Annotated in this window: 15 protein-coding genes and 6 rRNA genes; 13 read left to right on the top strand and 8 right to left on the bottom strand. The window is 64.8% G+C overall.

The features are described from left to right. Positions 1–3: 3 nt before the first annotated feature. Complete coding sequence (locus ACWPXV_RS09160) at positions 4–819, bottom strand: ABC transporter substrate-binding protein (RefSeq protein ID WP_454084951.1); 816 nt, start codon at positions 817–819, stop codon at positions 4–6. A gap of 167 nt (positions 820–986) precedes the next feature. Here ACWPXV_RS09160 and rocD point away from each other — a divergent pair, with 167 nt between their 5' ends. Then, the gene (gene rocD, locus ACWPXV_RS09155) at positions 987–2,195 is read left to right on the top strand and encodes an ornithine--oxo-acid transaminase (protein ID WP_454084950.1); all 1,209 of its coding nucleotides are present in this window, start codon (positions 987–989) and stop codon (positions 2,193–2,195) included. Positions 2,196–2,256: 61 nt separating this feature from the next. Here the strand turns inward: rocD and rrf (ACWPXV_RS09150) are convergent. The 7 genes from rrf (ACWPXV_RS09150) to ACWPXV_RS09120 form a co-directional block, all read right to left on the bottom strand. After that, positions 2,257–2,373 (bottom strand): 5S ribosomal RNA (gene rrf, locus ACWPXV_RS09150). 99 nt (positions 2,374–2,472) lie between these two features. Then, a 23S ribosomal RNA gene (locus ACWPXV_RS09145) occupies positions 2,473–5,600 on the bottom strand. A gap of 296 nt (positions 5,601–5,896) precedes the next feature. Next, positions 5,897–7,420 (bottom strand): 16S ribosomal RNA (locus ACWPXV_RS09140). Together the 16S, 23S and 5S rRNA genes form the textbook arrangement of a ribosomal RNA operon. Before the next feature lie 2,290 nt (positions 7,421–9,710). Further along, positions 9,711–9,827 (bottom strand): 5S ribosomal RNA (gene rrf, locus ACWPXV_RS09135). Positions 9,828–9,926: 99 nt separating this feature from the next. Then, positions 9,927–13,054, bottom strand: a 23S ribosomal RNA gene (locus ACWPXV_RS09130). A 296-nt stretch (positions 13,055–13,350) separates the two neighbouring features. Then, positions 13,351–14,874 (bottom strand): 16S ribosomal RNA (locus tag ACWPXV_RS09125). Between the two features lie 600 nt (positions 14,875–15,474). Continuing rightward, positions 15,475–16,962, bottom strand: a complete 1,488-nt coding sequence (locus tag ACWPXV_RS09120) for a malic enzyme-like NAD(P)-binding protein (RefSeq protein WP_454084949.1) — start codon at positions 16,960–16,962, stop codon at positions 15,475–15,477. Between the two features lie 202 nt (positions 16,963–17,164). Here ACWPXV_RS09120 and ACWPXV_RS09115 point away from each other — a divergent pair, with 202 nt between their 5' ends. The 12 genes from ACWPXV_RS09115 to ACWPXV_RS09060 all read left to right on the top strand — a co-directional run bounded on the left by ACWPXV_RS09115 (position 17,165) and on the right by ACWPXV_RS09060 (position 26,457). Continuing rightward, the gene (locus ACWPXV_RS09115; RefSeq protein ID WP_454084948.1) at positions 17,165–17,737 is read left to right on the top strand and encodes a DoxX family protein; all 573 of its coding nucleotides are present in this window, start codon (positions 17,165–17,167) and stop codon (positions 17,735–17,737) included. Positions 17,738–17,832: 95 nt separating this feature from the next. After that, positions 17,833–18,168 (top strand): carboxymuconolactone decarboxylase family protein, encoded by a 336-nt coding sequence (locus ACWPXV_RS09110; RefSeq protein ID WP_454084947.1) that lies wholly within the window; start codon positions 17,833–17,835, stop codon positions 18,166–18,168. After that, a complete protein-coding gene (locus ACWPXV_RS09105; protein WP_454084946.1) occupies positions 18,165–18,449 on the top strand; it encodes a DUF6457 domain-containing protein in 285 nt (94 codons plus the stop codon). The genes ACWPXV_RS09110 and ACWPXV_RS09105 overlap by 4 nt, the downstream gene beginning before the upstream one ends. 9 nt (positions 18,450–18,458) lie before the next feature. Beyond that, positions 18,459–19,394: a DUF362 domain-containing protein gene (locus tag ACWPXV_RS09100; RefSeq protein WP_454084945.1), complete on the top strand. Its 936-nt coding sequence runs from the start codon at positions 18,459–18,461 to the stop codon at positions 19,392–19,394. 61 nt (positions 19,395–19,455) lie between these two features. Beyond that, positions 19,456–19,791 (top strand): hypothetical protein, encoded by a 336-nt coding sequence (locus ACWPXV_RS09095; RefSeq protein WP_454084944.1) that lies wholly within the window; start codon positions 19,456–19,458, stop codon positions 19,789–19,791. A 48-nt stretch (positions 19,792–19,839) separates the two neighbouring features. Then, positions 19,840–20,076, top strand: a complete 237-nt coding sequence (tatA, locus tag ACWPXV_RS09090; protein ID WP_454084943.1) for a Sec-independent protein translocase subunit TatA — start codon at positions 19,840–19,842, stop codon at positions 20,074–20,076. Further along, entirely contained in the window at positions 20,073–20,867 is a 795-nt protein-coding gene (gene tatC, locus ACWPXV_RS09085) for a twin-arginine translocase subunit TatC (protein WP_454084942.1), read from the top strand. The genes tatA and tatC overlap by 4 nt, the downstream gene beginning before the upstream one ends. Before the next feature lie 101 nt (positions 20,868–20,968). Continuing rightward, on the top strand, positions 20,969–23,449 hold the full coding sequence (locus ACWPXV_RS09080; protein ID WP_454084941.1) for a DMSO/selenate family reductase complex A subunit: 2,481 nt from the start codon (positions 20,969–20,971) through the stop codon (positions 23,447–23,449). After that, positions 23,446–24,063 carry a DMSO/selenate family reductase complex B subunit gene (locus ACWPXV_RS09075; RefSeq protein WP_454084940.1) on the top strand — a complete coding sequence of 206 codons (618 nt, stop codon included), beginning with the start codon at positions 23,446–23,448 and terminating at the stop codon, positions 24,061–24,063. The genes ACWPXV_RS09080 and ACWPXV_RS09075 overlap by 4 nt, the downstream gene beginning before the upstream one ends. After that, entirely contained in the window at positions 24,063–25,073 is a 1,011-nt protein-coding gene (locus tag ACWPXV_RS09070; protein ID WP_454084939.1) for a dimethyl sulfoxide reductase anchor subunit family protein, read from the top strand. The genes ACWPXV_RS09075 and ACWPXV_RS09070 overlap by 1 nt, the downstream gene beginning before the upstream one ends. Then, a complete protein-coding gene (locus ACWPXV_RS09065) occupies positions 25,073–25,696 on the top strand; it encodes a molecular chaperone TorD family protein (RefSeq protein ID WP_454084938.1) in 624 nt (207 codons plus the stop codon). Before ACWPXV_RS09070 ends, ACWPXV_RS09065 begins: the two co-directional genes overlap by 1 nt. After that, positions 25,693–26,457: a TorD/DmsD family molecular chaperone gene (locus tag ACWPXV_RS09060; RefSeq protein WP_454084937.1), complete on the top strand. Its 765-nt coding sequence runs from the start codon at positions 25,693–25,695 to the stop codon at positions 26,455–26,457. The genes ACWPXV_RS09065 and ACWPXV_RS09060 overlap by 4 nt, the downstream gene beginning before the upstream one ends. Positions 26,458–26,623 lie beyond the last annotated feature (166 nt).

Genomic DNA, 26,623 nt, shown 5'->3' with positions numbered 1-26,623 from the left:
GGTCTAGCGGCGCTCGACGGCGAAGTAGGAGTCGTAGATCTCCTGGTAGGTGCCGTCGTCACGCAGGCCCTGGAGCGAGGAGTTGATCGCGTCGACGAGCTCGGTGGAGGCGTCCTTGGCCATGGCGTAGCCGTACTGCTCGTCGGTCGAGTACTCCTCGACGATGACGTAGCTCGGGTCCGCCTCGGCGTTCTCGATGTTGACCGGCAGGTCCTGGAGGATCGCGTCGATCTGGCCGGCCTGGATCGCCGACCACAGCTCGGCATTCCCCGGGTACTCCACGAGCGTGGCGCCCTCGGCGTTCTCCTCGGCGTAGGACAGGCCGGTCGTCCCGGCCTGGACGCCGACGTTCTTGCCCCCGAGGTCGGCGATGGACTCGATGCCGGAGTCCGGCGCCACGAGCAGCGACTGGAGGGAGTCGTAGTACGGCTCGGAGAACGTGAGGTTCTCCTGGCGCTCCTCCGTGATGGTGATCGCGGAGGCACCGACGTCGCACTGCCCGGAGACGAAGGTGGTGCCGGACTGGAGAGCCTCGAAGCTGACGTTCTCGACGGCGAGGTCGAGCTCGAGGTCGTCGGCGATGGCCTGGAGGAGGTCGATGTCGAAACCGCTGTACCCGCTCGGCGCCTCGGCGTCCTCGAACTCGAAGGGCGGGTAGGGGACGTTGGAGCAGGCGGTGAGCGTGCCCTCGTTGACCAGCCCGAGGCCGGCGCTCTCACCGCTCTCGCCCTCGTCGCCACCGCAGGCGGACACGAGCAGGAGCGCCGCGGCTGCCGTCGCAGCGAGCGCGGAGCGTCGGGCCAGAGGAGAAGAGTTCATTGTCCGTTGTCCTTCTGCTGGGTGAGAGACGGCTGGCGTCATGCTACGCGGTCCCACGTTACCGGCGTGTCACATGGCAGCCTCGCTGGGACCGTCTTAAAACGCGGACTTCTCGCGGTTCTCCTGCCTACCATCGTGATGGATCGCACCGAGGCGAGGAGGCGTCGATGAGCACCGCGGAGACCATCGCAGCCGAGGCGTCCGTGCTCGCCCAGACCTATGCACCGCTGCCGGTCGTGCTGAGCGAGGGACGCGGCGTGTGGGTACGGGACGTCGAGGGCCGCGAGTACCTCGACGCTCTCGCGGGGTACTCCGCCCTCAACTTCGGCCACTCCCACCCGGCCCTGCTCGCGGCGGCCGAGGAACAGCTGCACCGCCTCACCCTCACCAGCCGCGCCTTCCACAACGACCGCCTGGCCGGCTTCGCCACGCGTCTGGCACGGCTGTGCGGCAAGGAGCGGATCCTTCCGATGAACACGGGGGCCGAGGCGGTGGAGACCGCCATCAAGGTGGCGCGGAAGTGGGCGTACACGAGGCGCGGGGTGCCGGACGGGCGAGCGCGGATCATCGTCGCCGAGGGAAACTTCCACGGCCGGACGACGACGATCGTCGGCTTCTCCAGCGACCCGGCCGCGCGCGCGGGCTTCGGACCGTACGACGGCGGCTTCGACCTCGTCCCCTTCGGCGACGCTGCCGCGCTGGAGGCGGCCGTGACACCGACGACGACAGCGGTCCTCCTCGAACCCATCCAGGGCGAGGCCGGTGTCCTCCTGCCACCGCGCGGGTACCTCGCCGCGGTGCGGGAGATCTGTGACCGCCACGACCTCCTCCTGCTCGCCGACGAGGTGCAGAGCGGGCTGGGCCGCACGGGCCACACCTTCGCCTGCGAGTCCGAGGGGGTAGTCCCCGACGTCTACATCCTGGGGAAGGCGCTCGGCGGCGGGGTCCTCCCCGTCTCCGCCGTCGTTGCCGACCACGCCATCCTCGGCGTCCTCGGTGTCGGGGAGCACGGTTCCACCTTTGGGGGCAACCCGCTCGCCTGCGCCGTCGGGGAAGCCGTGGTCGAGCTCCTCGAGCCGGGCGACGTCCAGGAGCACGTCCGCAGCCTCGAGCCTGCCCTCGAGGAGGGCCTGGCCCGGCTCCACGCCCTCGGGATCGTGCGCCACCGCGTCCGCGGACTGTGGGCCGGCATCGACCTCGATCCGCGCGTGGCCAGCGGGAGACGGCTGTGCGAGGAGCTGCAGCACCACGGTGTCCTCGCCAAGGACACGCACGGCGCAACGATCCGGTTGGCTCCTCCGATGGTCGTGACTGAGGAGGAGCTCGTGTGGATGATCGAGCGCTTGGAGGCGGCGTTGATGGTGGTGCAGGGTTAGCGGTTTGGCTGGTGAAACACGTAAGGGCCGCACCAGTGGTGCGGCCCTTACGGGAATGGGTGTTCGGCGGTGTCCTACTCTCCCACGTAGTCTCCCACGCAGTACCATCGGCGCTGAGGGGCTTAGCTTCCGGGTTCGGAATGGGACCGGGCGTTTCCCCCTCGCTATGACCGCCGTAACTCTGTGGAGTTGTCCAGCCGCTCCACACACGCGTGGTGTGTGGGGTGGGTGGCTCCAGAACCGTACAGTGGACGCGTCAACAATTGATCTTTGTGTTGTGGTGAAGTTGTTGGCCAATTAGTACCGGTCAGCTCCACGGGTCTTTAGTCCCCGCTTCCACGTCCGGCCTATCAACCCAGTGTTCTGCTGGGGGCCTTCCCACCTCGAGGGTGGTGGAAACCTCATCTTGAAGCAGGCTTCCCGCTTAGATGCTTTCAGCGGTTATCCCTTCCGAACGTAGCCAACCAGCCGTGCTCCTGGCGGAACAACTGGCACACCAGAGGTTCGTCCGTCCCGGTCCTCTCGTACTAGGGACAGGCCTTCTCAAGTTTCCTGCGCGCGCAGCGGATAGGGACCGAACTGTCTCACGACGTTCTAAACCCAGCTCGCGTACCGCTTTAATGGGCGAACAGCCCAACCCTTGGGACCTACTCCAGCCCCAGGATGCGACGAGCCGACATCGAGGTGCCAAACCATGCCGTCGATATGGACTCTTGGGCAAGATCAGCCTGTTATCCCCGGGGTACCTTTTATCCGTTGAGCGACGGCGCTTCCACAAGCCACCGCCGGATCACTAGTTCCGACTTTCGTCCCTGCTCGACCTGTCAGTCTCACAGTCAAGCTCCCTTGTGCACTTACACTCGCCACCTGATTGCCAACCAGGCTGAGGGAACCTTTGAGCGCCTCCGTTACATTTTGGGAGGCAACCGCCCCAGTTAAACTACCCACCAGGCACTGTCCCTGATCCGGATTACGGACCGAGGTTAGATGTTCAGAACGACCAGAGTGGTATTTCAACGATGACTCCACAACCACTGGCGTGGCTGCTTCACAGTCTCCCACCTATCCTACACAAGCCGTCCCGAACACCAATACCAAGCTATAGTAAAGGTCCCGGGGTCTTTCCGTCCTGCTGCGCGTAACGAGCATCTTTACTCGTAATGCAATTTCGCCGAGTTCACGGTTGAGACAGCGGAGAAGTCGTTACGCCATTCGTGCAGGTCGGAACTTACCCGACAAGGAATTTCGCTACCTTAGGATGGTTATAGTTACCACCGCCGTTTACTGGGGCTTAAATTCTGAGCTTCGCCCAACCGAAGTTGAGCTGACCCGTCCTCTTAACCTTCCAGCACCGGGCAGGCGTCAGTCCGTATACATCGTCTTGCGACTTCGCACGGACCTGTGTTTTTAGTAAACAGTCGCTTCTCCCTGGTCTCTGCGGCCCTCAAAGGCTAGCCAGCAAGTGGCTTCACCCCTCAGGCCCCCCTTCTCCCGAAGTTACGGGGGCATTTTGCCGAGTTCCTTAACCATGATTATCTCGATCGCCTTGGTATACTCTACCTGACCACCTGAGTCGGTTTAGGGTACGGGCGGCTAACACCTCGCGTCGAGGCTTTTCTTGGCAGCATAGGATCACCCTGCTTCCCGCGTTCGCGGTCACCATCGGGTCTGAGGCTTGTGTGAGGCCCGGATTTGCCTGGACCTCGCCCTGCTCCCTTGGACGTGCATAGCCATTAAGCACGCGGAGGCTACCTGTCTGCGTCACCCCTGTTAATACGCTTACCTACTACCGGTTCGGGTTCCGCGCGCGGCCCACACGCACCCCGAAGGGTGACGAGTGGGCGTTGGGCGGTTAGCATCACCGGGCTCGGTATGGGCGGTGTTTCGCCGGTACGGGAATATCAACCCGTTGTCCATCGACTACGCCTGTCGGCCTCGCCTTAGGTCCCGACTTACCCAGGGCGGATTAACCTGGCCCTGGAACCCTTGGTCATTCGGCGGACGGGTTTCTCACCCGTCTTTCGCTACTCATGCCTGCATTCTCACTCGTGTGGGATCCACCACTGGGTCACCCCGCAGCTTCACCTCCCACACGACGCTCCCCTACCCATCAACACCCCTGAACACACTCCACGAGGGAGGCGCTGGGGACATGTGCTGATGCCACGGCTTCGGCGGTGTGCTTGAGCCCCGCTGAATTGTCGGCGCAGAATCACTTGACCAGTGAGCTATTACGCACTCTTTCAAGGGTGGCTGCTTCTAAGCCAACCTCCTGGTTGTCTGTGCAACTCCACATCCTTTCCCACTTAGCACACGCTTAGGGGCCTTAGCCGGTGGTCTGGGCTGTTTCCCTCTCGACTACGAAGCTTATCCCCCGCAGTCTCACTGCTGCGCTTACACTTACCGGCATTCGGAGTTTGGCTGACGTCAGTAACCTGTTGGGGCCCATCGGCCATCCAGTAGCTCTACCTCCGGCAAGAAACACGCAACGCTGCACCTAAATGCATTTCGGGGAGAACCAGCTATCACGAAGTTTGATTGGCCTTTCACCCCTACCCACAGGTCATCCCCTCAGTTTTCAACCTAAGTGGGTTCGGTCCTCCACGCGGTCTTACCCGCGCTTCAACCTGCCCATGGGTAGATCACTTCGCTTCGGGTCTAGAGCACGCGACTGAATCGCCCTATTCGGACTCGCTTTCGCTACGGCTTCCCCACACGGGTTAACCTCGCCACGTACCACTAACTCGCAGGCTCATTCTTCAAAAGGCACGCCGTCACCCCAGCTAAGGAGGCTCCGACGGGTTGTAAGCATCCGGTTTCAGGTACTATTTCACTCCCCTCCCGGGGTACTTTTCACCTTTCCCTCACGGTACTTGTCCGCTATCGGTCACTAGGTAGTATTTAGGCTTAGCAAGTGGTCTTGCCAGATTCACACGGGATTTCACGGGCCCCGTGCTACTCGGGATCCCCACCGGGAGGTGATGCCATTTCGTCTACAGGGGTCTCACCTACTGTGCCCGGCCTTCCCAGACCGTTCGACTATGACAACACTTTTTTACTCCCTACCCAGCCGGCAGGCTGAGTGAGCGGGTCCCACAACCCCGAAGGTGCAACGACTGCCGTCTTTAACACACCCCCGGTTTAGCCTCATCCGCTTTCGCTCGCCACTACTCACGGAATATCTCTTCCTGTGGGTACTGAGATGTTTCACTTCCCCACGTTCCCTCCACACGCCCTATACATTCAGGCGCGGGTAACTGGGCATGACCCCAGCTGGGTTTCCCCATTCGGACATCCTCGGATCACGGTTCGTTAGCCAACTCCCCGAGGCTTATCGCAGGCCACCACGTCCTTCTTCGGCTCCTAGTGCCAAGGCATCCACCGAATGCTCTTAAAAACTTGACCACAAAAGATCAAAGATGCTCGCGTCCACTGTACAGTTCTCAAGCAACCCACCGACCAACCCCGTCCCCCACACACTTCGGCGTGAGGACCGGCAGAAGGCGGCCACCAGAAGAAACACACCCAACCACACCCGCAAGCGGGGTGGCTGTGGCCTGTGTCCTCAGGACCCAACAGCATGCCAAGCCTCGATGTTCCACCCATGAGCAACCACCAGACACACATACGGTGTCTGCGTGGCCACCTGACACCACCGATGAACCCCGACGAAGCGGGCGATGATGTGGTGAGCTCCTTAGAAAGGAGGTGATCCAGCCGCACCTTCCGGTACGGCTACCTTGTTACGACTTCGTCCTAATCGCCAGTCCCACCTTCGACAGCTCCCTCCCACAAGGGGTTGGGCCACCGGCTTCGGGTGTTACCGACTTTCATGACGTGACGGGCGGTGTGTACAAGGCCCGAGAACGTATTCACCGCAGCGTTGCTGATCTGCGATTACTAGCGACTCCGACTTCATGGGGTCGAGTTGCAGACCCCAATCCGAACTGAGACCGGCTTTTTGGGATTCGCTCCACCTCGCGGTATCGCAGCCCTTTGTACCGGCCATTGTAGCATGCGTGAAGCCCAAGACATAAGGGGCATGATGATTTGACGTCATCCCCACCTTCCTCCGAGTTGACCCCGGCAGTCTCCTATGAGTCCCCACCATTACGTGCTGGCAACACAGGACAAGGGTTGCGCTCGTTGCGGGACTTAACCCAACATCTCACGACACGAGCTGACGACAACCATGCACCACCTGTACACCGACCTTACGGGGAGCACATCTCTGCACTTTTCCGGTGTATGTCAAGCCTTGGTAAGGTTCTTCGCGTTGCATCGAATTAATCCGCATGCTCCGCCGCTTGTGCGGGCCCCCGTCAATTCCTTTGAGTTTTAGCCTTGCGGCCGTACTCCCCAGGCGGGGCACTTAATGCGTTAGCTGCGGCACGGAACCCGTGGAATGGATCCCACACCTAGTGCCCAACGTTTACGGCATGGACTACCAGGGTATCTAATCCTGTTCGCTCCCCATGCTTTCGCTCCTCAGCGTCAGTAACGGCCCAGAGACCTGCCTTCGCCATCGGTGTTCCTCCTGATATCTGCGCATTCCACCGCTACACCAGGAATTCCAGTCTCCCCTACCGCACTCTAGTCTGCCCGTACCCACTGCAGGCGCAAGGTTAAGCCTTGCGTTTTCACAGCAGACGCGACAAACCGCCTACGAGCTCTTTACGCCCAATAATTCCGGACAACGCTTGCGCCCTACGTATTACCGCGGCTGCTGGCACGTAGTTAGCCGGCGCTTCTTCTGCAGGTACCGTCACCCGAAGGCTTCTTCCCTACTGAAAGAGGTTTACAACCCGAAGGCCGTCATCCCTCACGCGGCGTCGCTGCATCAGGCTTTCGCCCATTGTGCAATATTCCCCACTGCTGCCTCCCGTAGGAGTCTGGGCCGTGTCTCAGTCCCAGTGTGGCCGGTCACCCTCTCAGGCCGGCTACCCGTCGTCGCCTTGGTAGGCCATCACCCCACCAACAAGCTGATAGGCCGCGAGCCCATCCCCAACCGATAAATCTTTCCACACACACCCATGCAGGCACGTGTCATATCCGGTATTAGCCACGATTTCTCGAAGTTATCCCGAAGTCAGGGGCAGGTTACTCACGTGTTACTCACCCGTTCGCCACTAATCCGCCCAGCAAGCTGGGCTTCATCGTTCGACTTGCATGTGTTAAGCACGCCGCCAGCGTTCGTCCTGAGCCAGGATCAAACTCTCCGTAAATGTTTATCGCCACCCCCAAAGAGGTAACAACCATACGAAGAAACACCCACCACCCAAAAGGACGGCGAGCGATCCAGGCAAACACCCACCCGCAGAAAGGAAACCACGGACGAGCATCAACCAAACAAACTAACGACCCCAGACACCAACCAACCCATCCACCAGACGATGGACAAACCAGCCGACGCCAGGACCATATTGGCATCAAAAACTTGGCACACTGTTGAGTTCTCAAGAAACAGACACACACCGCCAGACCCACGCTCTAGAGCGCAGATCCGGACCGGGGCAACTTCTTAAAGTTACCCGGACGGTCCCACCCTGTCAACTCGCGCTTCCAGGCTCAGAACCCTCCGACGTTCACACCAGTGGGCACGACACGAGGTCGCTCTCTTCGATGTGAACTCGCCATCCCCGGGACCGGCCGCCAGCCTCTCGGCCCGGCGTCCGTGCCTCCCTGGGGGGCAACAAGGTGAAACATTACGGGGCCGGCGGGCCAACCGTCAAACGGCGGGCGCAGCACCTCCCTGGGGCACTAGATCACGCTCTGACCTGCAGTTTCATGCGTCGTCTGAACGTCCGGACCACACCTTAGGCGATATTTTGACGCTGTGCGGTCGTTCACACGAGTCGCCCGCGAGTCGCTGGGCGTTGTCGTGCCCTGCATGTGCACCGGCGTGGCGCACTGGGCTGGCGGTAGCCCCCGGAACGTCCCCGGTGCGGCCCCGGCGTCGCCCGGCCCCCTGGGTGCCGCCGGTGACGGCGCAGAGCAGTGTGCCTCTCCGCCGGCCCGGTCTCGCACACAGCGCAAGGGGCAGTACCCCTCCACGCGGAGCGTCACGCCGGTACCGGCTCCACGCGGAGCGCCACGGCTCGAGCCGTGGGCACGCGAGCATCGCTGACGATGCGTCCCTCGCCTTGACGAGCTCGTGTCAACGCCGGGCGAGAACTGACCCCCTGTTGCCGATCGAAAGTTGACCCCCCGCGGGGTCTTTGCTGTTGGTTAGTTGCTGGTTCGTGCCGGTGGTGGTGGCGCGGTGCGGTGGCCGCGGGTGCGGTAGGAGTCCCCGTCCGGGCGGTCCCGACAGCCATGGCGTAGCCAGACCGTGTTCGGCGCCGGTCCTGAAGGGATCGAGTCGCATCGCCTCCTGCCCGTGACTGAACGCGAGCCCCACACTCACCAGAAGCGTTCCCCCCGCGTTCGGGAAGCGGGTCGGCACGGCCCGCCGTCGCCTTGCCGGATCGCTCGTCGTTGTTGGCTGACACCACGGCGGCCACCCACACCTCGGGGCAGTGCCAGCGGTGCCGGGTCCCGGCGGTCAGACGTGCAGTATGGATTCACGTCGGGATCCGAGTGCAGGTGCCATCCCCCTCCGCCATACGCCTGCGGACGACTAAGGCTCAGCCGCCGACCGGCGATCCGCCCTATCGGCCGCGCTGCGCTCCGAGACCGTCATGGACGGCGCCGCGGACAGAGACGAGTCGAGGGTGGCGGAGATCGTCAGCAGCCAGTCCCCGCGTTGTGCGCAGCACGTGGGGCTGCCGCCCCCGGCCGGCAAGGCACTCGAGCCGGCGGCCGCCCCCCTCACTGCCTGCGGCACACCGGGGTCTCCGGTCGGCTTCACCGGTGACTGCCGAGGCCTGGAGACGCCGAGGAGGGGCACAGCGGCCGGAGGAAAGCCGCCGAGGTGCTCAGAGGGCGCCGGCAGTCGGCGGCTGTGAAGCTCGTCGGCGCATTGTCCGCCCTGGCATTCGGAGATGTCTCGAGTCCGGGGACACCTGCTCCAGGCGGACGTCGTCATCCGTAGCCACGTCATCAGCCGCGCCGGCCACCGAGATGCCGCCCAGGAGCTCCTCGAGCGCGGCGCTCCTCCCCCGGTGCCCAAGACCGAGCCGAGCGACGGCCGGGGGCTCGGACATGGGCGCCACAGCGGGACGACGGCAGGCGCCGTGCGAAGCACGCCGGTCGGCCTCGAGCCGCGACGGCGGAGGAGAAAAGGGACCCACTCACCGCACGGTGCTGCGGAGACTGGGCCCCACACCCCGTGAGTGCTTCGTCGGACCCTCGACACGGAGTCTTTCAGAGGGGGAAGCCCGGAGCATCGCTCGCAGCCCAGGTCTTAAGAAGGAGCATGACTGCGCCCGATACCGGCGACCCTAACGCCCGTCCGAGAATGCTCCGTTCGCTCCACCGGTGGAGAGGCGGCGTTGATGGTGGTGCAGGGTTAGCGGTTTGGCTGGTGAAACACGTAAGGGCCGCACCAGTGGTGCGGCCCTTACGGGAATGGGTGTTCGGCGGTGTCCTACTCTCCCACGTAGTCTCCCACGCAGTACCATCGGCGCTGAGGGGCTTAGCTTCCGGGTTCGGAATGGGACCGGGCGTTTCCCCCTCGCTATGACCGCCGTAACTCTGTGGAGTTGTCCAGCCGCTCCACACACGCGTGGTGTGTGGGGTGGGTGGCTCCAGAACCGTACAGTGGACGCGTCAACAATTGATCTTTGTGTTGTGGTGAAGTTGTTGGCCAATTAGTACCGGTCAGCTCCACGGGTCTTTAGTCCCCGCTTCCACGTCCGGCCTATCAACCCAGTGTTCTGCTGGGGGCCTTCCCACCTCGAGGGTGGTGGAAACCTCATCTTGAAGCAGGCTTCCCGCTTAGATGCTTTCAGCGGTTATCCCTTCCGAACGTAGCCAACCAGCCGTGCTCCTGGCGGAACAACTGGCACACCAGAGGTTCGTCCGTCCCGGTCCTCTCGTACTAGGGACAGGCCTTCTCAAGTTTCCTGCGCGCGCAGCGGATAGGGACCGAACTGTCTCACGACGTTCTAAACCCAGCTCGCGTACCGCTTTAATGGGCGAACAGCCCAACCCTTGGGACCTACTCCAGCCCCAGGATGCGACGAGCCGACATCGAGGTGCCAAACCATGCCGTCGATATGGACTCTTGGGCAAGATCAGCCTGTTATCCCCGGGGTACCTTTTATCCGTTGAGCGACGGCGCTTCCACAAGCCACCGCCGGATCACTAGTTCCGACTTTCGTCCCTGCTCGACCTGTCAGTCTCACAGTCAAGCTCCCTTGTGCACTTACACTCGCCACCTGATTGCCAACCAGGCTGAGGGAACCTTTGAGCGCCTCCGTTACATTTTGGGAGGCAACCGCCCCAGTTAAACTACCCACCAGGCACTGTCCCTGATCCGGATTACGGACCGAGGTTAGATGTTCAGAACGACCAGAGTGGTATTTCAACGATGACTCCACAACCACTGGCGTGGCTGCTTCACAGTCTCCCACCTATCCTACACAAGCCGTCCCGAACACCAATACCAAGCTATAGTAAAGGTCCCGGGGTCTTTCCGTCCTGCTGCGCGTAACGAGCATCTTTACTCGTAATGCAATTTCGCCGAGTTCACGGTTGAGACAGCGGAGAAGTCGTTACGCCATTCGTGCAGGTCGGAACTTACCCGACAAGGAATTTCGCTACCTTAGGATGGTTATAGTTACCACCGCCGTTTACTGGGGCTTAAATTCTGAGCTTCGCCCAACCGAAGTTGAGCTGACCCGTCCTCTTAACCTTCCAGCACCGGGCAGGCGTCAGTCCGTATACATCGTCTTGCGACTTCGCACGGACCTGTGTTTTTAGTAAACAGTCGCTTCTCCCTGGTCTCTGCGGCCCTCAAAGGCTAGCCAGCAAGTGGCTTCACCCCTCAGGCCCCCCTTCTCCCGAAGTTACGGGGGCATTTTGCCGAGTTCCTTAACCATGATTATCTCGATCGCCTTGGTATACTCTACCTGACCACCTGAGTCGGTTTAGGGTACGGGCGGCTAACACCTCGCGTCGAGGCTTTTCTTGGCAGCATAGGATCACCCTGCTTCCCGCGTTCGCGGTCACCATCGGGTCTGAGGCTTGTGTGAGGCCCGGATTTGCCTGGACCTCGCCCTGCTCCCTTGGACGTGCATAGCCATTAAGCACGCGGAGGCTACCTGTCTGCGTCACCCCTGTTAATACGCTTACCTACTACCGGTTCGGGTTCCGCGCGCGGCCCACACGCACCCCGAAGGGTGACGAGTGGGCGTTGGGCGGTTAGCATCACCGGGCTCGGTATGGGCGGTGTTTCGCCGGTACGGGAATATCAACCCGTTGTCCATCGACTACGCCTGTCGGCCTCGCCTTAGGTCCCGACTTACCCAGGGCGGATTAACCTGGCCCTGGAACCCTTGGTCATTCGGCGGACGGGTTTCTCACCCGTCTTTCGCTACTCATGCCTGCATTCTCACTCGTGTGGGATCCACCACTGGGTCACCCCGCAGCTTCACCTCCCACACGACGCTCCCCTACCCATCAACACCCCTGAACACACTCCACGAGGGAGGCGCTGGGGACATGTGCTGATGCCACGGCTTCGGCGGTGTGCTTGAGCCCCGCTGAATTGTCGGCGCAGAATCACTTGACCAGTGAGCTATTACGCACTCTTTCAAGGGTGGCTGCTTCTAAGCCAACCTCCTGGTTGTCTGTGCAACTCCACATCCTTTCCCACTTAGCACACGCTTAGGGGCCTTAGCCGGTGGTCTGGGCTGTTTCCCTCTCGACTACGAAGCTTATCCCCCGCAGTCTCACTGCTGCGCTTACACTTACCGGCATTCGGAGTTTGGCTGACGTCAGTAACCTGTTGGGGCCCATCGGCCATCCAGTAGCTCTACCTCCGGCAAGAAACACGCAACGCTGCACCTAAATGCATTTCGGGGAGAACCAGCTATCACGAAGTTTGATTGGCCTTTCACCCCTACCCACAGGTCATCCCCTCAGTTTTCAACCTAAGTGGGTTCGGTCCTCCACGCGGTCTTACCCGCGCTTCAACCTGCCCATGGGTAGATCACTTCGCTTCGGGTCTAGAGCACGCGACTGAATCGCCCTATTCGGACTCGCTTTCGCTACGGCTTCCCCACACGGGTTAACCTCGCCACGTACCACTAACTCGCAGGCTCATTCTTCAAAAGGCACGCCGTCACCCCAGCTAAGGAGGCTCCGACGGGTTGTAAGCATCCGGTTTCAGGTACTATTTCACTCCCCTCCCGGGGTACTTTTCACCTTTCCCTCACGGTACTTGTCCGCTATCGGTCACTAGGTAGTATTTAGGCTTAGCAAGTGGTCTTGCCAGATTCACACGGGATTTCACGGGCCCCGTGCTACTCGGGATCCCCACCGGGAGGTGATGCCATTTCGTCTACAGGGGTCTCACCTACTGTGCCCGGCCTTCCCAGACCGTTCGACTATGACAACACTTTTTTACTCCCTACCCAGCCGGCAGGCTGAGTGAGCGGGTCCCACAACCCCGAAGGTGCAACGACTGCCGTCTTTAACACACCCCCGGTTTAGCCTCATCCGCTTTCGCTCGCCACTACTCACGGAATATCTCTTCCTGTGGGTACTGAGATGTTTCACTTCCCCACGTTCCCTCCACACGCCCTATACATTCAGGCGCGGGTAACTGGGCATGACCCCAGCTGGGTTTCCCCATTCGGACATCCTCGGATCACGGTTCGTTAGCCAACTCCCCGAGGCTTATCGCAGGCCACCACGTCCTTCTTCGGCTCCTAGTGCCAAGGCATCCACCGAATGCTCTTAAAAACTTGACCACAAAAGATCAAAGATGCTCGCGTCCACTGTACAGTTCTCAAGCAACCCACCGACCAACCCCGTCCCCCACACACTTCGGCGTGAGGACCGGCAGAAGGCGGCCACCAGAAGAAACACACCCAACCACACCCGCAAGCGGGGTGGCTGTGGCCTGTGTCCTCAGGACCCAACAGCATGCCAAGCCTCGATGTTCCACCCATGAGCAACCACCAGACACACATACGGTGTCTGCGTGGCCACCTGACACCACCGATGAACCCCGACGAAGCGGGCGATGATGTGGTGAGCTCCTTAGAAAGGAGGTGATCCAGCCGCACCTTCCGGTACGGCTACCTTGTTACGACTTCGTCCTAATCGCCAGTCCCACCTTCGACAGCTCCCTCCCACAAGGGGTTGGGCCACCGGCTTCGGGTGTTACCGACTTTCATGACGTGACGGGCGGTGTGTACAAGGCCCGAGAACGTATTCACCGCAGCGTTGCTGATCTGCGATTACTAGCGACTCCGACTTCATGGGGTCGAGTTGCAGACCCCAATCCGAACTGAGACCGGCTTTTTGGGATTCGCTCCACCTCGCGGTATCGCAGCCCTTTGTACCGGCCATTGTAGCATGCGTGAAGCCCAAGACATAAGGGGCATGATGATTTGACGTCATCCCCACCTTCCTCCGAGTTGACCCCGGCAGTCTCCTATGAGTCCCCACCATTACGTGCTGGCAACACAGGACAAGGGTTGCGCTCGTTGCGGGACTTAACCCAACATCTCACGACACGAGCTGACGACAACCATGCACCACCTGTACACCGACCTTACGGGGAGCACATCTCTGCACTTTTCCGGTGTATGTCAAGCCTTGGTAAGGTTCTTCGCGTTGCATCGAATTAATCCGCATGCTCCGCCGCTTGTGCGGGCCCCCGTCAATTCCTTTGAGTTTTAGCCTTGCGGCCGTACTCCCCAGGCGGGGCACTTAATGCGTTAGCTGCGGCACGGAACCCGTGGAATGGATCCCACACCTAGTGCCCAACGTTTACGGCATGGACTACCAGGGTATCTAATCCTGTTCGCTCCCCATGCTTTCGCTCCTCAGCGTCAGTAACGGCCCAGAGACCTGCCTTCGCCATCGGTGTTCCTCCTGATATCTGCGCATTCCACCGCTACACCAGGAATTCCAGTCTCCCCTACCGCACTCTAGTCTGCCCGTACCCACTGCAGGCGCAAGGTTAAGCCTTGCGTTTTCACAGCAGACGCGACAAACCGCCTACGAGCTCTTTACGCCCAATAATTCCGGACAACGCTTGCGCCCTACGTATTACCGCGGCTGCTGGCACGTAGTTAGCCGGCGCTTCTTCTGCAGGTACCGTCACCCGAAGGCTTCTTCCCTACTGAAAGAGGTTTACAACCCGAAGGCCGTCATCCCTCACGCGGCGTCGCTGCATCAGGCTTTCGCCCATTGTGCAATATTCCCCACTGCTGCCTCCCGTAGGAGTCTGGGCCGTGTCTCAGTCCCAGTGTGGCCGGTCACCCTCTCAGGCCGGCTACCCGTCGTCGCCTTGGTAGGCCATCACCCCACCAACAAGCTGATAGGCCGCGAGCCCATCCCCAACCGATAAATCTTTCCACACACACCCATGCAGGCACGTGTCATATCCGGTATTAGCCACGATTTCTCGAAGTTATCCCGAAGTCAGGGGCAGGTTACTCACGTGTTACTCACCCGTTCGCCACTAATCCGCCCAGCAAGCTGGGCTTCATCGTTCGACTTGCATGTGTTAAGCACGCCGCCAGCGTTCGTCCTGAGCCAGGATCAAACTCTCCGTAAATGTTTATCGCCACCCCCAAAGAGGTAACAACCATACGAAGAAACACCCACCACCCAAAAGGACGGCGAGCGATCCAGGCAAACACCCACCCGCAGAAAGGAAACCACGGACGAGCATCAACCAAACAAACTAACGACCCCAGACACCAACCAACCCATCCACCAGACGATGGACAAACCAGCCGACGCCAGGACCATATTGGCATCAAAAACTTGGCACACTGTTGAGTTCTCAAGAAACAGACACACACCGCCAGACCCACACCAACCGTGCAGACCCGGAACGGGGCTATCTTCCAGCTGTCCCGGCATGACCCAGTGACTTCCGCCCGCTGTGCGAGCGACGCCCTGAACCCTGTCGAGTTCCGACTGTCCGAAGCGGCGCCGACTGAGCGGCGCCCTGTTCAGTAGTCGTTCCGGCGGGACCGGCCACCGAGCCTCTCAGCTCCTGGTGTCCGTGCCTCCCTTGCCGGCTCGAGAATCATAGGCAGGCGACCGACCGCCGGTCAAGCCGGATCGAAAGGCCCGCTGCACGTCCTAGAAAGCGCGCCGTTCCGGGGAAAAATGGACCCTCGCGGCCGAGCGGGCGCCGGGGTGTGCGTCACGGCACATGTGGGTCCTCGTCGCCCGGCTGGCGCCCCGGCCACGTGACCCGGGCATCCTCGGCCTCCTGGTCCGCGAGTGCGGGCGACCGACCGGCCGCGCGCGCCTCCTCGGCCTCCTCACGGACGGCGTCGGCGACGGCCTCGGCGACCCTGGTGTCGAAGACGCCCGGGATGACGAAGGACGGGTTGAGCTCGTCATCCCCGACGACGCCGGCGATGGCGACGGCCGCGCGCCGCATCGTCTCCTGGGTGACGTCACGCGCGCCGGCGTCGAGCAGCCCGCGGAAGAGGCCGGGGAAGGCCAGCACGTTGTTGATCTGGTTCGGGTAGTCGCTGCGTCCGGTCGCCACGACGTGCGCGTGCGCGGCCGCCGCGATCGGGTCGACCTCCGGGACGGGGTTGGCGAGCGCGAAGACGATGGACCGTTCCCCCATCCGGGCGACGTCGTCACCGGTGAGGATGTCGCCCGCGCTGACGCCGATGAAGACGTCCGCCCCCTCCAGCCCCTCCTGCAGGGTCCCGGTGAAACCCTTGGGGTTGGTGTTCGCAGCGATCCACTGGTGGTGCTCCCCCGGGGTGTCGCTATCCGCGTGGATGGCGCCGTCGCGGTCGAAGCCGACGATGTTGCGCGCACCCTGGGCGTGCAGCAGCCGGATGACGGCCGAGCCCGCGGCGCCCACGCCCGCGACGGCGATACGGACGTCCTCGATGCGCTTGTCCACCACCTTGAGGGCGTTGATGAGCGCGGCGAGGACGACGATGGCCGTGCCGTGCTGGTCGTCGTGGAAGACGGGGATCTCGAGCTCTGCGCGCAGGCGCCGCTCGATCTCGAAGCAGCGCGGAGCCGAGATGTCCTCGAGGTTCACCCCGCCGTACACCGGTGCCAGCGCCTTGACGATCGAGATGATCTCCTCGGTGTCCGTCGTGTCCAGGCACACCGGCCAGGCGTCGACGCCGGCGAACTTCTTGAAGAGCGCCGCCTTGCCCTCCATGACCGGCAGCGCTGCCGCCGGCCCGATGTTCCCCAGCCCCAGGACGGCCGTCCCGTCGGTGACGACGGCGACCGTGTTCCGCTTGATGGTGAGGCGCCGGGCGTCCTCGGGCCGCTCGGCGATCGCGAGGCACACCCGGGCGACGCCGGGTGTGTAGGCCCGGGACAGGTCGCGCCGGGTGCGCAGCGGCACCTTGAGAGCCACCTCGATCTTCCCGCCCAGGTGCATGAGGAAGGTCGAGTCGGACACCTTGAGGACGTGGACGTCGTCGAGCGCGTCGAGCGCGTCCACCACCCGCTGGCTGTGCGGCCCGTCGATCGTGTCGCAGGTGAGGTCGACCGTGAGGTGGTCGGTGCTCGACTGCGCGATGTCGACACCGGTGACGGAGGCGCCCTCCGCGGCCGCCGCGGCCACCAGCTCGCTCGTCGCCGCCTGCGAGGCGGGTACCTGCACGCGCATGGTGATCGTGTAGCTCGGGCTGGGCAGTGCCATCGTTGTCAGTCCTCTCGCCGTGGTCGCGGCGTCGCGACCACCGTCATTATCGGCCAACCCGCGGGCGCGGGCCGCTCGAGGCGGCCCCGGCGCGCCGTGTCGGGAAAGTCGGGACCTTGGCCCCGTTTGCCGGACAAGTCCGAAGAGGACGCTTGTGCATGACAGCACCACACGGCACCACCCACAAGCAAGGAGAACTCCGATGGCCACCACGACCACTCCCGCCAGAGGCTCCGCCCAGGGCCGCGGCAGCACGACCCTGTACATGGACGACATCGTCACCCGGCCCGGCGCGCAGGCCGCCCTCGCCGTGGGACGCATCGTCATCGGCTTCTACTTCCTGTGGGCCTTCCTCGACAAGACCTTCGGCCTCGGCTTCTCGACGCCGAGCGAGCGGGCCTGGATCAACGGCGGCACGCCGGCCCAGGGCTACCTCGGCAACCTCCCGCCGGAGCAGCCGCTTGCGGAGCTGTTCCAGTCCCTGTTCCTCAACCCCTTCGGTGACATCGTCTTCATGCTGGGCCTCCTCGGCATCGGCGTCGCGATGATCACCGGCGCGGGCCTGCGCATCGCGGCCGTCAGCGGCACCCTGCTCATGGCCTTCATGTACGTCGTCGCCCTCCCCTGGGTGGGTGAGCACGGCACCAACCCCGTCCTCGACTCCCACTGGATGGAGGCACTGCTCCTCATCATCGCCGCGGTGACCCTCTCCGGTGACAAGTGGGGCCTGGGCAAGTGGTGGGCCGGAAAGGTCGGCAACAGCTGGCTCCGCTAACCCCCTGCACCCGCCGAGGACCGGGCACGACCGGTCCTCGGCGCTCGTGCGTCTCCCCCGAATCTGCCGGAAGGAGCTGTGCCACGATGACGCGCATGGACGAGAGCACCGAGTACCTGCCCGAGGTCTACCAGTCCTTCCGTCGCCGCTTCGGCGACGTCGTCGAGCGCCACGACGCCGTGGCCCGTGCCGTCGACGACGCCGGACCGCTCGACGAGCGCACGCTGCGGCTGGTCAAGCTCGGCATCGCGCTGGGATCCCAGGCCGACGGCGCCGTGCGCTCCAACGTCCGCAAGGCCCTGGAGGCGGGGGCCAGCCGCGAGGAGGTCGAGCAGGTGGTCCTGCTCGGGCTCACCACGCGCGGCTTCCCGGCGACGATCGCCGCCTGGAAGTGGGCCAGCGAGGTCCTCGAGGCGGAGGACCGTCCGTGAGCGATGAGCGGATGGTCCAGATGCACGAGTGGCTGCGCGAGGTGTGCGCCGAGCTCGGCGTCGACCCCGCCGTCGTCGAGAGCACGGACGAGCAGCTCCTCGCGCTCGTCGGCCAGGTGGCCCACGGGCCCACCCGTCCGGGGGCCCCGCTCACGGCGTTCCTCGTCGGTCTGTCGGCGGGCGCCGCAGGACGGGAGCTGGACACCGCCACCACCGTGCGCGACGTGACGGAGCGGGCCGAGGCCGTCGAGCGGCTCGTCGCCTCCCGGACGGCACGCTGACCCCACGCCATGTCCGACCCCAACCGGGCGCTGCTGCGGTGGCTCGCCGCGCACGATACCCCCGAGCGCGTCGTGCTCATCTGCGCGGACGCTGAGCCGCCGCGGGTGGCACGCGGGACAGTCGCCGTCCGCCTCGAGGGCTGTGTCCGCGACGTCGGGGTGGGGCTGTCGGCCCAGCTCCTCGCGTCGGGCGTGGGTGTCGTCGAGGTGCTGCCCTGCCCGACCGACCCCGGTGCCGCGGCCACCCACGTCGCCGCGTGGAGCGCCGTCCTTCCCGACGGCGTCGCCTCCTTCTCTCCCCCGCGCCGCCGGCGGTCGCGTCCCGACGTCCTCGTCCTGGGGCAGATCCCGCTCCCCCGGCGCACGCTGCTCGGTCTGGGCCTGCGCGACCGCACCCCCCTCGACCTCGACCTCGACGACGCCGGCCGCACCCTCGCCGCGCTCAGGCTGCTCGAGGAGGCCGGCCGCGCCCGCCCGCGCGAGGACCCCGCCGCGGCCGCCGAGGGCCGGGCCGCACCGCCGCCGGCCGCGGCAGCCGCGCGGCTCCTCGTCGAGGGGTGCACGGCCTGCGGCGTGTGCGTGCTGGCCTGTCCCCACGACGCGCTCGTCCTCGACCACGCCGACGGCGTGAGCACGCTGGCCCACCTGCGCGAGCAGTGCCGCTCCGAGCTCGAGTGCGTCCGGCTGTGCCCGGTGGACGCCTACTCGACCACCGGCCCGCTCGCTCTCGCCGAGCTGCTCGAGGAGCCCGTCGCCGTCCTCGCCCGGCTCACCACGGCAGCCTGCGAGCGCTGCGGTGCCCGGCACCCCGCCGACGAGGGTGCGCTGTGCCCGACGTGCCGGTACCGGGAGGGCAACGCCTTCGGCTCGGCGCTGCCCCCGGCCCTCCTCGCCCGGCTGGGCCCGGCAGCCGGAACACAGGCGGGAGCGCGGGAAGGGGACTAATGCCCCAGGCCGCGCCCTCCGGGCGGACCTAGCCTGGCAGGAGCCGGCATGAGGAGGAGCGATGAACCTGTTCGGCGTCAGTTCGGTCGAGCTCGTCATCGTGCTCGTCGTCGTCGTGCTCGTCCTCGGCCCGTCCGGGTTCGCCCAGGCGGTGCGTGCCTTCCGCAGGGGCGTTGAGCTCGTCCGCACCTGGAGCGCCCGGTTGCGTGAGGAGGCACAGCGCGACTCCGCGGCCGTCGGCCTGGAGGAGCTCGACCTCTCCTCCCTGGACCTGCGCCAGTACGACCCGCGCGAGATCGTCCGGCAGGCAGTCCGCGAGGAGATGGACGCCTGGATGAAGCAGGGCGCCGCCGGGCCGGGACCGAAGTCCGACCTTCCGCCCGGAACGGGTCGTTAGGTTCGATACGACGACCTGGACCAGGCCGCTTCGACGCTGGGAGACACCATGAGACCGACCCACATCCTCATCCTGCTCATCGTCCTCGTCATCCTCTTCGGGGCCAAGCGACTGCCCGACGTCGCCCGGTCCGTCGGGCAGTCGATGAAGGTGTTCAAGAAGGAGATCACCGAGCTGCAGGAGGACGTCGTCCCCGCCGCTCCCGTCGCCACCACGCAGGCCACCACGCCCGCCCCCGCGCCGGTCACGCCGGCCGCCGGTGGGACGGCACCGACGGACAGATGAGGTCGCGCCGGCGCGCCAACCCGGAGCGGGCGATGAGCGTCGGCGCCCACCTCCGTGAGCTGCGCAAGAGACTCGTGCTCGTCCTGCTCGGCCTCGCCGTCGGGACGACGGCGGGCTGGTTCCTCTACGAACCGGTCATGGCCTTCCTCCAGGAGCCGTTGACTGAGATCAGCGGCGGCAGCTCGCAGCTGAACTTCCAGACCATCGGCGCCGCCTTCGAGCTCCAGCTCAAGGTGGCCTTCTGGGCCGGAGCCATCCTGTCCAGCCCGTGGTGGATCTACCAGATCGGCGCGTTCATCGGCCCGGGCCTCAAGCGCGGCGAGAGGTTCCACGCGCTGGCCTTCGGCGCTGCGGGCGTCGTCCTGTTCGCAGCGGGAGCCGTCTCCGGCGTGCTTGTCGTGCCGCGGGCGGTGACGGCACTGCTGTCCTTCGTCCCCGACGACGCCGCGGCGCTGCTCAGTGCCACATCCTTCGTCAGCTTCTTCATGTACCTCGTGCTGGCCTTCGGGCTCTCCTTCCTCCTGCCCGAGGTCCTCGTGGCGCTGAACTTCCTCGGGGTCCTGCCCGCGCGCACGATGCTGCGCGGCTGGCGCTGGGCCGTCGTCGTGGCCTTCACCTTCGCCGCGATGATCAACCCGCTTCCCAACCCCGTGTTCATGATCGGTCAGGCCCTGGCGCTCGTGGGCCTCTACCTGCTCGCCGTGGGCGTCGCCGCTCTGCGCGAGGGGCTGCTTCGCCGGCGGGAGACGATCACCGCCAAGATCGGCGAAGCACGCACGCTGTCCTCATAGCCGCCGCGGAATCGAACCGCTGGACAAAGGTCCTGCGGGTGCCCTCAATCCCGCTGATGTGATGTGGACATCGTTCGTACTCGCATTGGAGGCGGCTCGTCATGAGTCCCACAGATATCCAGACGCCGAAGAAACGGCCGGGGCCAACCCGTCGCAGCTTCCTCAAGTGGTCCGCCGTCACCGGCGGCGCTGCTGCTCTCGTGTCAACGGTGTCCGACCTCGGGATGCCAGGCGACTCCGCCCACGCGCTTCCCGTCGAGGGGATGGCTGACGCCGACCGCACCGTGTGGAGTGCCTGCGTCGTGAACTGCGGATCGCGCTGCCCCCTACGCCTGCAGGTCAAGGACGGCGTCGTGGAGCGCGTCCTCCCCGACAACACGGGCGACAACTCCTTGCTAAATCGTCAGATCAGGGCTTGCGTCCGCGGGCGCAACATGCGCGAGCGGATCTACAACCCGGACCGCCTCAAGACCCCCCTGAAGCGCCGCGAGGGCACCCCCCGTGGCGGCGGCCAGTGGGACGAGATCAGCTGGGAGGAGGCCTTCGACCTCTTCGCGGAGAAGCTGCAGTACACGATCGACACCTACGGCAACGAAGCCATCTTCAAGGTCTACGGATCCGGCGTGTGGAACGCGCACCTGGGCAACTCCGGCGGCTGGCAACGACTGTTCAACCTCATGGGCGGTTCGCTGAACTACTACGGCAACTACTCCTACTCCCAGATCGGCACCATCACCCGCTTCCACTACGGAGCGCCCGACGAGCAGATTTCCAACAGCTTCGAGGACACCGTCGTGAACGGGCGGATGCTCGTCCTGTGGGGCAACAACCCCCAAGAGACCCGCATGTCCGGCGGTGGGCTCGTCTTCACCTCACTCGAAGCGGCCAAGACCGAGGGGTTGCGGATCGTGGTCATCGACCCCCGCTACTCCGACTCCGCCGCACTGCTGGCCGACCAGTGGATCGCGCCACGCCCGGGCACCGACGCAGCGTTGGTCGCAGGCATCGTGCACCACTTGATCGCCAACGACCTGCACGACCAGGACTTCCTCGACACCTACTGCGTGGGTTTCGACGAGGAGCACATGCCCGAGGGCATCCCGGGCGGCAACTCCTACCGCAGCTACATCGAGGGGACAGGCCCCGACGGCGTGGCGAAGACGCCCGAGTGGGCTTCGGCCATCACTGGCGTTCCCGCCGACGTCATCCGTGAGTTCGCGCTCGAGCTCGGTCGGACCAAGCCGGTCAACATCACCCAGGGTTGGGGACCGCAGCGCCACGCCAATGGGGAGTACCAGGCGCGGGCCATCTACACCCTGTCCAATGTGCTCGGACAGGTCGGCATCCCCGGTGGCGGCACCGGTGGCCGCGAGGGCTACTACTGGCCACTCACGACGTGGTTCCCTGACGGAGAGAACCCCGTCAAGACGGCCATCTCCAACTTCGGCTGGACCGATGCGATCGAGCGGGGCCCCGAGCTCACGGCGACCAAGGACGGAGTTCGCGGCGCAGACCGTCTGAAGGTCGGCATCAAGTTCATGCTCGAGTACGGCGGGAACATGTTGGCCAGCCAGCATGCCGACAACCACCGGACGCGCGAGATCCTCACTGACGAGTCCAACTGCGAGTTCATCTGCGTTGTCGACAACCAGTTCACTGGCTCCGTCGCCCTGGCCGACCTGGTACTGCCCGACACCACCACGGCCGAACGATGGGACTTCGCACCGAGCGAGTACACCGGTGACATGGCGTACCTCATCATGTGCGAGAAGGCCATCGACCCTCTGTTCAACTCGCGTCCCGCGTACGAGATGTGCACCGAGATCGCCAAGCGCCTGGGTATCGAGGAGGAGTTCACCGAGGGCCGCACCCTGGAGGACTGGGCGCGGCACCTGCACGAGACCGAGTACCGGCCGGCTGTGGAAGGGCTGCCCTCCTTCGACGAGATGAAGGACGTTGGCGTCTTCCGCTATCACAACCCAGAGGGCCTCACCGTGCCTCTACGGCAGTTCCGAGACGATCCAGAAGCAAACCCGTTGGCCACGCCCTCGGGCAAGATCGAGATCTTCTCGAACGAGCTGTGGCAGCTGGCGAAGGACTGGGAGTTCCCCGACGCCGCGCTGGGTGATCGGATCAGCGCACTGCCCGAGCACGTGACCACGTGGGAGGGCCCCGAGGAAGCGATCGCCCCGGACGCCAAGTATCCGATCCAGCTCATCGGCCACCACTACAAGCAGCGGACCCACTCGACCTACGGGAACCACTCCAAGCTCAAGGAGGCCCACCCGCAGACGGTCTGGATCAACACGCTCGACGCTGATCGGCGCGGAATCGCGGACGGTGATCTTGTCGAGATCTTCAACGACCGGGGCCGAGTGAAGATCCCGGCGAAGGTGACCCCCAAGACGATGCCAGGTGTGGCTTCCCTTCCGCAGGGTGCATGGATGGAGCTCGACGACGAAGGCGTCGACCGCGGAGGTTCGGTCAACGTCCTCACCAAGATCCACCCGACCCCCATCGCCAAGGGCAACGCGCAACACACGAACCTCGTTCAGATCAAGAAGGTAAAGGGAGGTAGATGACAATGGCTTTCGGCTTCTATTTTGACCAGTCGTCCTGCAACGGCTGCAAGGCGTGTCAGATCGCATGCAAGGACAAGCACGACCTGCCGGTCGGCGTGAACTGGCGCCGCGTCGTGGAGTACACCGGCGGCTCGTGGCGTGTCGACGGCAATACCGCAACGCCCAACGTCTTCACCTACTACACCTCCATCTCCTGCAACCACTGTGAGAACCCGGTGTGCATGCAGGTGTGCCCCACCACCGCCATGTCCGTTCGGGACGACGGCACCGTGTGGGTCGACGAGGACAAGTGCGTGGGCTGCCGCTACTGCGAGTGGGCCTGCCCCTACTCCGCGCCGCAGTTCAACGTGGAGACAGGCCACATGTCCAAGTGCGACCTGTGCTACGACTACCGCGAGCAGGGCCAGAACCCCGCCTGCGTGGACGCCTGCCCCTCGCGCGCCCTGGACTGGGGCCCCATCGAGGAGCTGCGCAGCAAGTACGGCGACACCGACGCGATCGCGCCCCTGCCCGACCCGTCCGTGACCCGGCCCCGTCTGGTGATGACCCCGCACCGCGACGCTCAGCCCTGGGACGCCGGCACGGGGCAGATCTCCAACCCGAAGGAGATCTGATGAACATCCACGAGCTCCCGATGATCCTCTTCACCGTCATCGCCCAGATATGTGTGGGGTCCTTCATCGTTCTGGGCGTGATCCAGCTCCTCGCCTCCCGTCGCCACGACACCCAGACGGTCGAGCGGCTGACCGAGCCCATCGTCTACGCCATCGGACCGGCCATGGTCCTGGGCCTGGCCGCCTCGACGCTCCACATGAACGACATCACCAACACCCTGAACGTGTTCCGTCACGTGGGCAGCTCGTGGTTGTCACGCGAGATCGTCTTCGGGATGGCATTCGCCGCGCTCGGCTTCGGCTTCGCGCTCGTCCAGTGGTTCAAGATCGGCACCTTCCGGCTGCGCCAGCTGCTGGCCGCGGCGACGGCATTGGCGGGTATCGCCCTCATCTGGTCGATGTCCCAGATCTACTACTCCCTGGTCGCCGTCCCCGCGTGGAACACCCCGATCGTCCCGTTCCACTTCTTCGCGACCGCGATCATGCTCGGCGCCCTCGCCGTCGGCACCGCCCTCGTCGTCACGACGTGGGTCCGCCGCCGCAACGTGACCCCCGGCAGGCCGGTCGCGCCAGCCCAGGAGCCGCCGTCGCCCGGTAGTGGCGTCATGACGTCGGTGCGCACCCGCGTCGAGGAGATCAACGAGCCGACGACGGGCGCCGAGTGGGCACTGACCACCCGGACGATCCAGTGGCTCGCCGTCGTCTCCGCGGTCGCCGGCGTCGCGGTGCTCATCTCCTATCCCCTCCACATCGTCGAGCTCGCCTCCGACCCGGTCGGCGCCGCCTCGGCCGAGGTGTTCAGCGGGGCATTCTTCACCGCTCGACTCCTGCTCCTGAGCCTGTCGACCGTCCTGCTCGCGCTCTTCGTGTTCCGCACGGCGACGAGCACGGTGCTGGAGCGGCCCCAGGTCCTCACGGCGCTCATCACCGCCGCCTTCGTCGTCGCGCTGGTGGCCGAGCTCATGGGCCGCTCCCTCCACTACGACTCGATGCTGCGGATCGGCATCTGATGGAGGACCTCCTCGCGCGGGGCGCGCAGGTGGGGACGGCGGGCTTCGTCCTGTCCCGCCTCCTCCTCGAGCCGCCCAGCCAGACGCTCGCGGAGAGCTTCGCCTCGCCCCGGATGCGACAGACATGGCCGCTGCAGGACGCCCACAGCGTCCACGCCGTCGAGTCGGTGGACCCCGAGCCGCTCGACGTCGTGGTCCGCGACCACATGACGATGTTCCGCCGTCGTCCTCCGCTCGTGCCGCTGCACGAGTCGGCCTGGCGCGGGGGCAGCGACGCGGACGCCCTGCGGCAGGAGCTCCTCGACACCTACGCGGGGACGACCTTCGCCGGACTGCCCTCCCCCGCGGACGACCACCTCGGCTTGCAGCTCGCCTTCCTCGCCGACCTCGCCACCCGGGTGGGGCGGCTGCACGCCGCCGGGGACGTCGCCGGCGCGGGTGGGGCGGCGGACACCGCCCTGCGGTTTCGCACCGAGCACACCGACCTCGTCGCCGGCCCGGTCATCGAGGGCATCGCGCGTCACGCCGCCACGCGGCTCTACCGCGCCGTCCCCGGCCTGTTGCGTGGTTTCCTCACCGGGCACGCCGCCCTGTGCGCCGCCGTCCACCAAGGAGTCTCGTGATCGACACCGACCAGCTCGACGACCTCGCCGCCGCATTCACGGTTCTCGCGCGGTTCCACCAGGAGCCGCCCGACGACGCCGCCCTCGCCGGCCTGCGCGGTCTCCTCGACGAGTGGCCCCTGCCCGGCACCCCCGGCGCGGAGGAGGGGCTGCGGCTCATGCGCGCCTCGCAGGAGGCCGGCGAGGACGCCGCGATGATCCACCATGACCAGGCCTGGCTCTACGGCACCCTCGCAACGGCTCGCGTGGCGCCCTACGAGTCGGTGCACCGCGGCCAGGAGGGTCTCGTGTTCGACGCCCACACCCTCGAGGTTCGCGACGCCTACCGCGCGCTGTCCCTCCAGGCGCCGCACCTCAACCGGGAGCCGGACGACCACATCGGCCTCGAGCTCGACTTCGTCGCCCAGTCGTGCCTGCGGGCCCTGGACGCGCTCGAGCAGGGTTCCCCGGGTGACGCCGAGCGCTACGTCCGCCACGGCGCGGACTTCCTGCGCCGGCACCTCCTCGAGTGGGCCCCAGACATGCTCAGCCGCGTGGTCGCCGAGGCGGACACCGCGTTCATGAGAGGCCTCGCCCAGCTCTCCCTCGGCGCGATCGACAGCTACGCCCGCGCCACCGGAGTGCCCCACCCCGCCCGCCAGACACAAACCCCCCGCGAGAGCCGCGTTGTTACGGGTAACCACTCAGTCCCCCCCCGCCCCGGCGGGGCGGGGATGTACCCCCGCGGGTTACGCCCGCCACACCCACAAGAGGAGGAATAATGAGAAACAAAAAACCCTCCCCCAGGGAGGGCAACGTCGACCCCTCCCCCCCCGCGGGGGCCGCCGAGAACACCCCCGCCTCCCGCGGGGTGGGGGGGCCGGGCCGCCCCCCCCAGATCGTCACCAGGACGACCCCCGCCGGTGGCGAGATCGGTGAGGAGGTCCA

The organism is Georgenia sp. Marseille-Q6866 (genome assembly GCF_965111665.1).
This window is presented reverse-complemented; position numbering and strand designations above follow the sequence as displayed.

Excerpts from the sequence above, each read along its gene's own strand:
- ACWPXV_RS09100 (WP_454084945.1), top strand. The coding sequence starts at position 18,459 with ATGTCCGACCCCAACCGGGCGCTGCTGCGGTGGCTCGCCGCGCACGAT.
- ACWPXV_RS09080 (WP_454084941.1), top strand. The coding sequence starts at position 20,969 with ATGAGTCCCACAGATATCCAGACGCCGAAGAAACGGCCGGGGCCAACC.
- ACWPXV_RS09110 (WP_454084947.1), top strand. The coding sequence starts at position 17,833 with ATGGACGAGAGCACCGAGTACCTGCCCGAGGTCTACCAGTCCTTCCGT.
- tatA (WP_454084943.1), top strand. The coding sequence starts at position 19,840 with ATGAGACCGACCCACATCCTCATCCTGCTCATCGTCCTCGTCATCCTC.
- ACWPXV_RS09120 (WP_454084949.1), bottom strand. The coding sequence starts at position 16,962 with ATGGCACTGCCCAGCCCGAGCTACACGATCACCATGCGCGTGCAGGTA.
- ACWPXV_RS09075 (WP_454084940.1), top strand. The coding sequence starts at position 23,446 with ATGACAATGGCTTTCGGCTTCTATTTTGACCAGTCGTCCTGCAACGGC.
- rocD (WP_454084950.1), top strand. The coding sequence starts at position 987 with ATGAGCACCGCGGAGACCATCGCAGCCGAGGCGTCCGTGCTCGCCCAG.
- ACWPXV_RS09070 (WP_454084939.1), top strand. The coding sequence starts at position 24,063 with ATGAACATCCACGAGCTCCCGATGATCCTCTTCACCGTCATCGCCCAG.
- ACWPXV_RS09095 (WP_454084944.1), top strand. The coding sequence starts at position 19,456 with ATGAACCTGTTCGGCGTCAGTTCGGTCGAGCTCGTCATCGTGCTCGTC.
- ACWPXV_RS09065 (WP_454084938.1), top strand. The coding sequence starts at position 25,073 with ATGGAGGACCTCCTCGCGCGGGGCGCGCAGGTGGGGACGGCGGGCTTC.
- tatC (WP_454084942.1), top strand. The coding sequence starts at position 20,073 with ATGAGGTCGCGCCGGCGCGCCAACCCGGAGCGGGCGATGAGCGTCGGC.
- ACWPXV_RS09115 (WP_454084948.1), top strand. The coding sequence starts at position 17,165 with ATGGCCACCACGACCACTCCCGCCAGAGGCTCCGCCCAGGGCCGCGGC.
- ACWPXV_RS09160 (WP_454084951.1), bottom strand. The coding sequence starts at position 819 with ATGAACTCTTCTCCTCTGGCCCGACGCTCCGCGCTCGCTGCGACGGCA.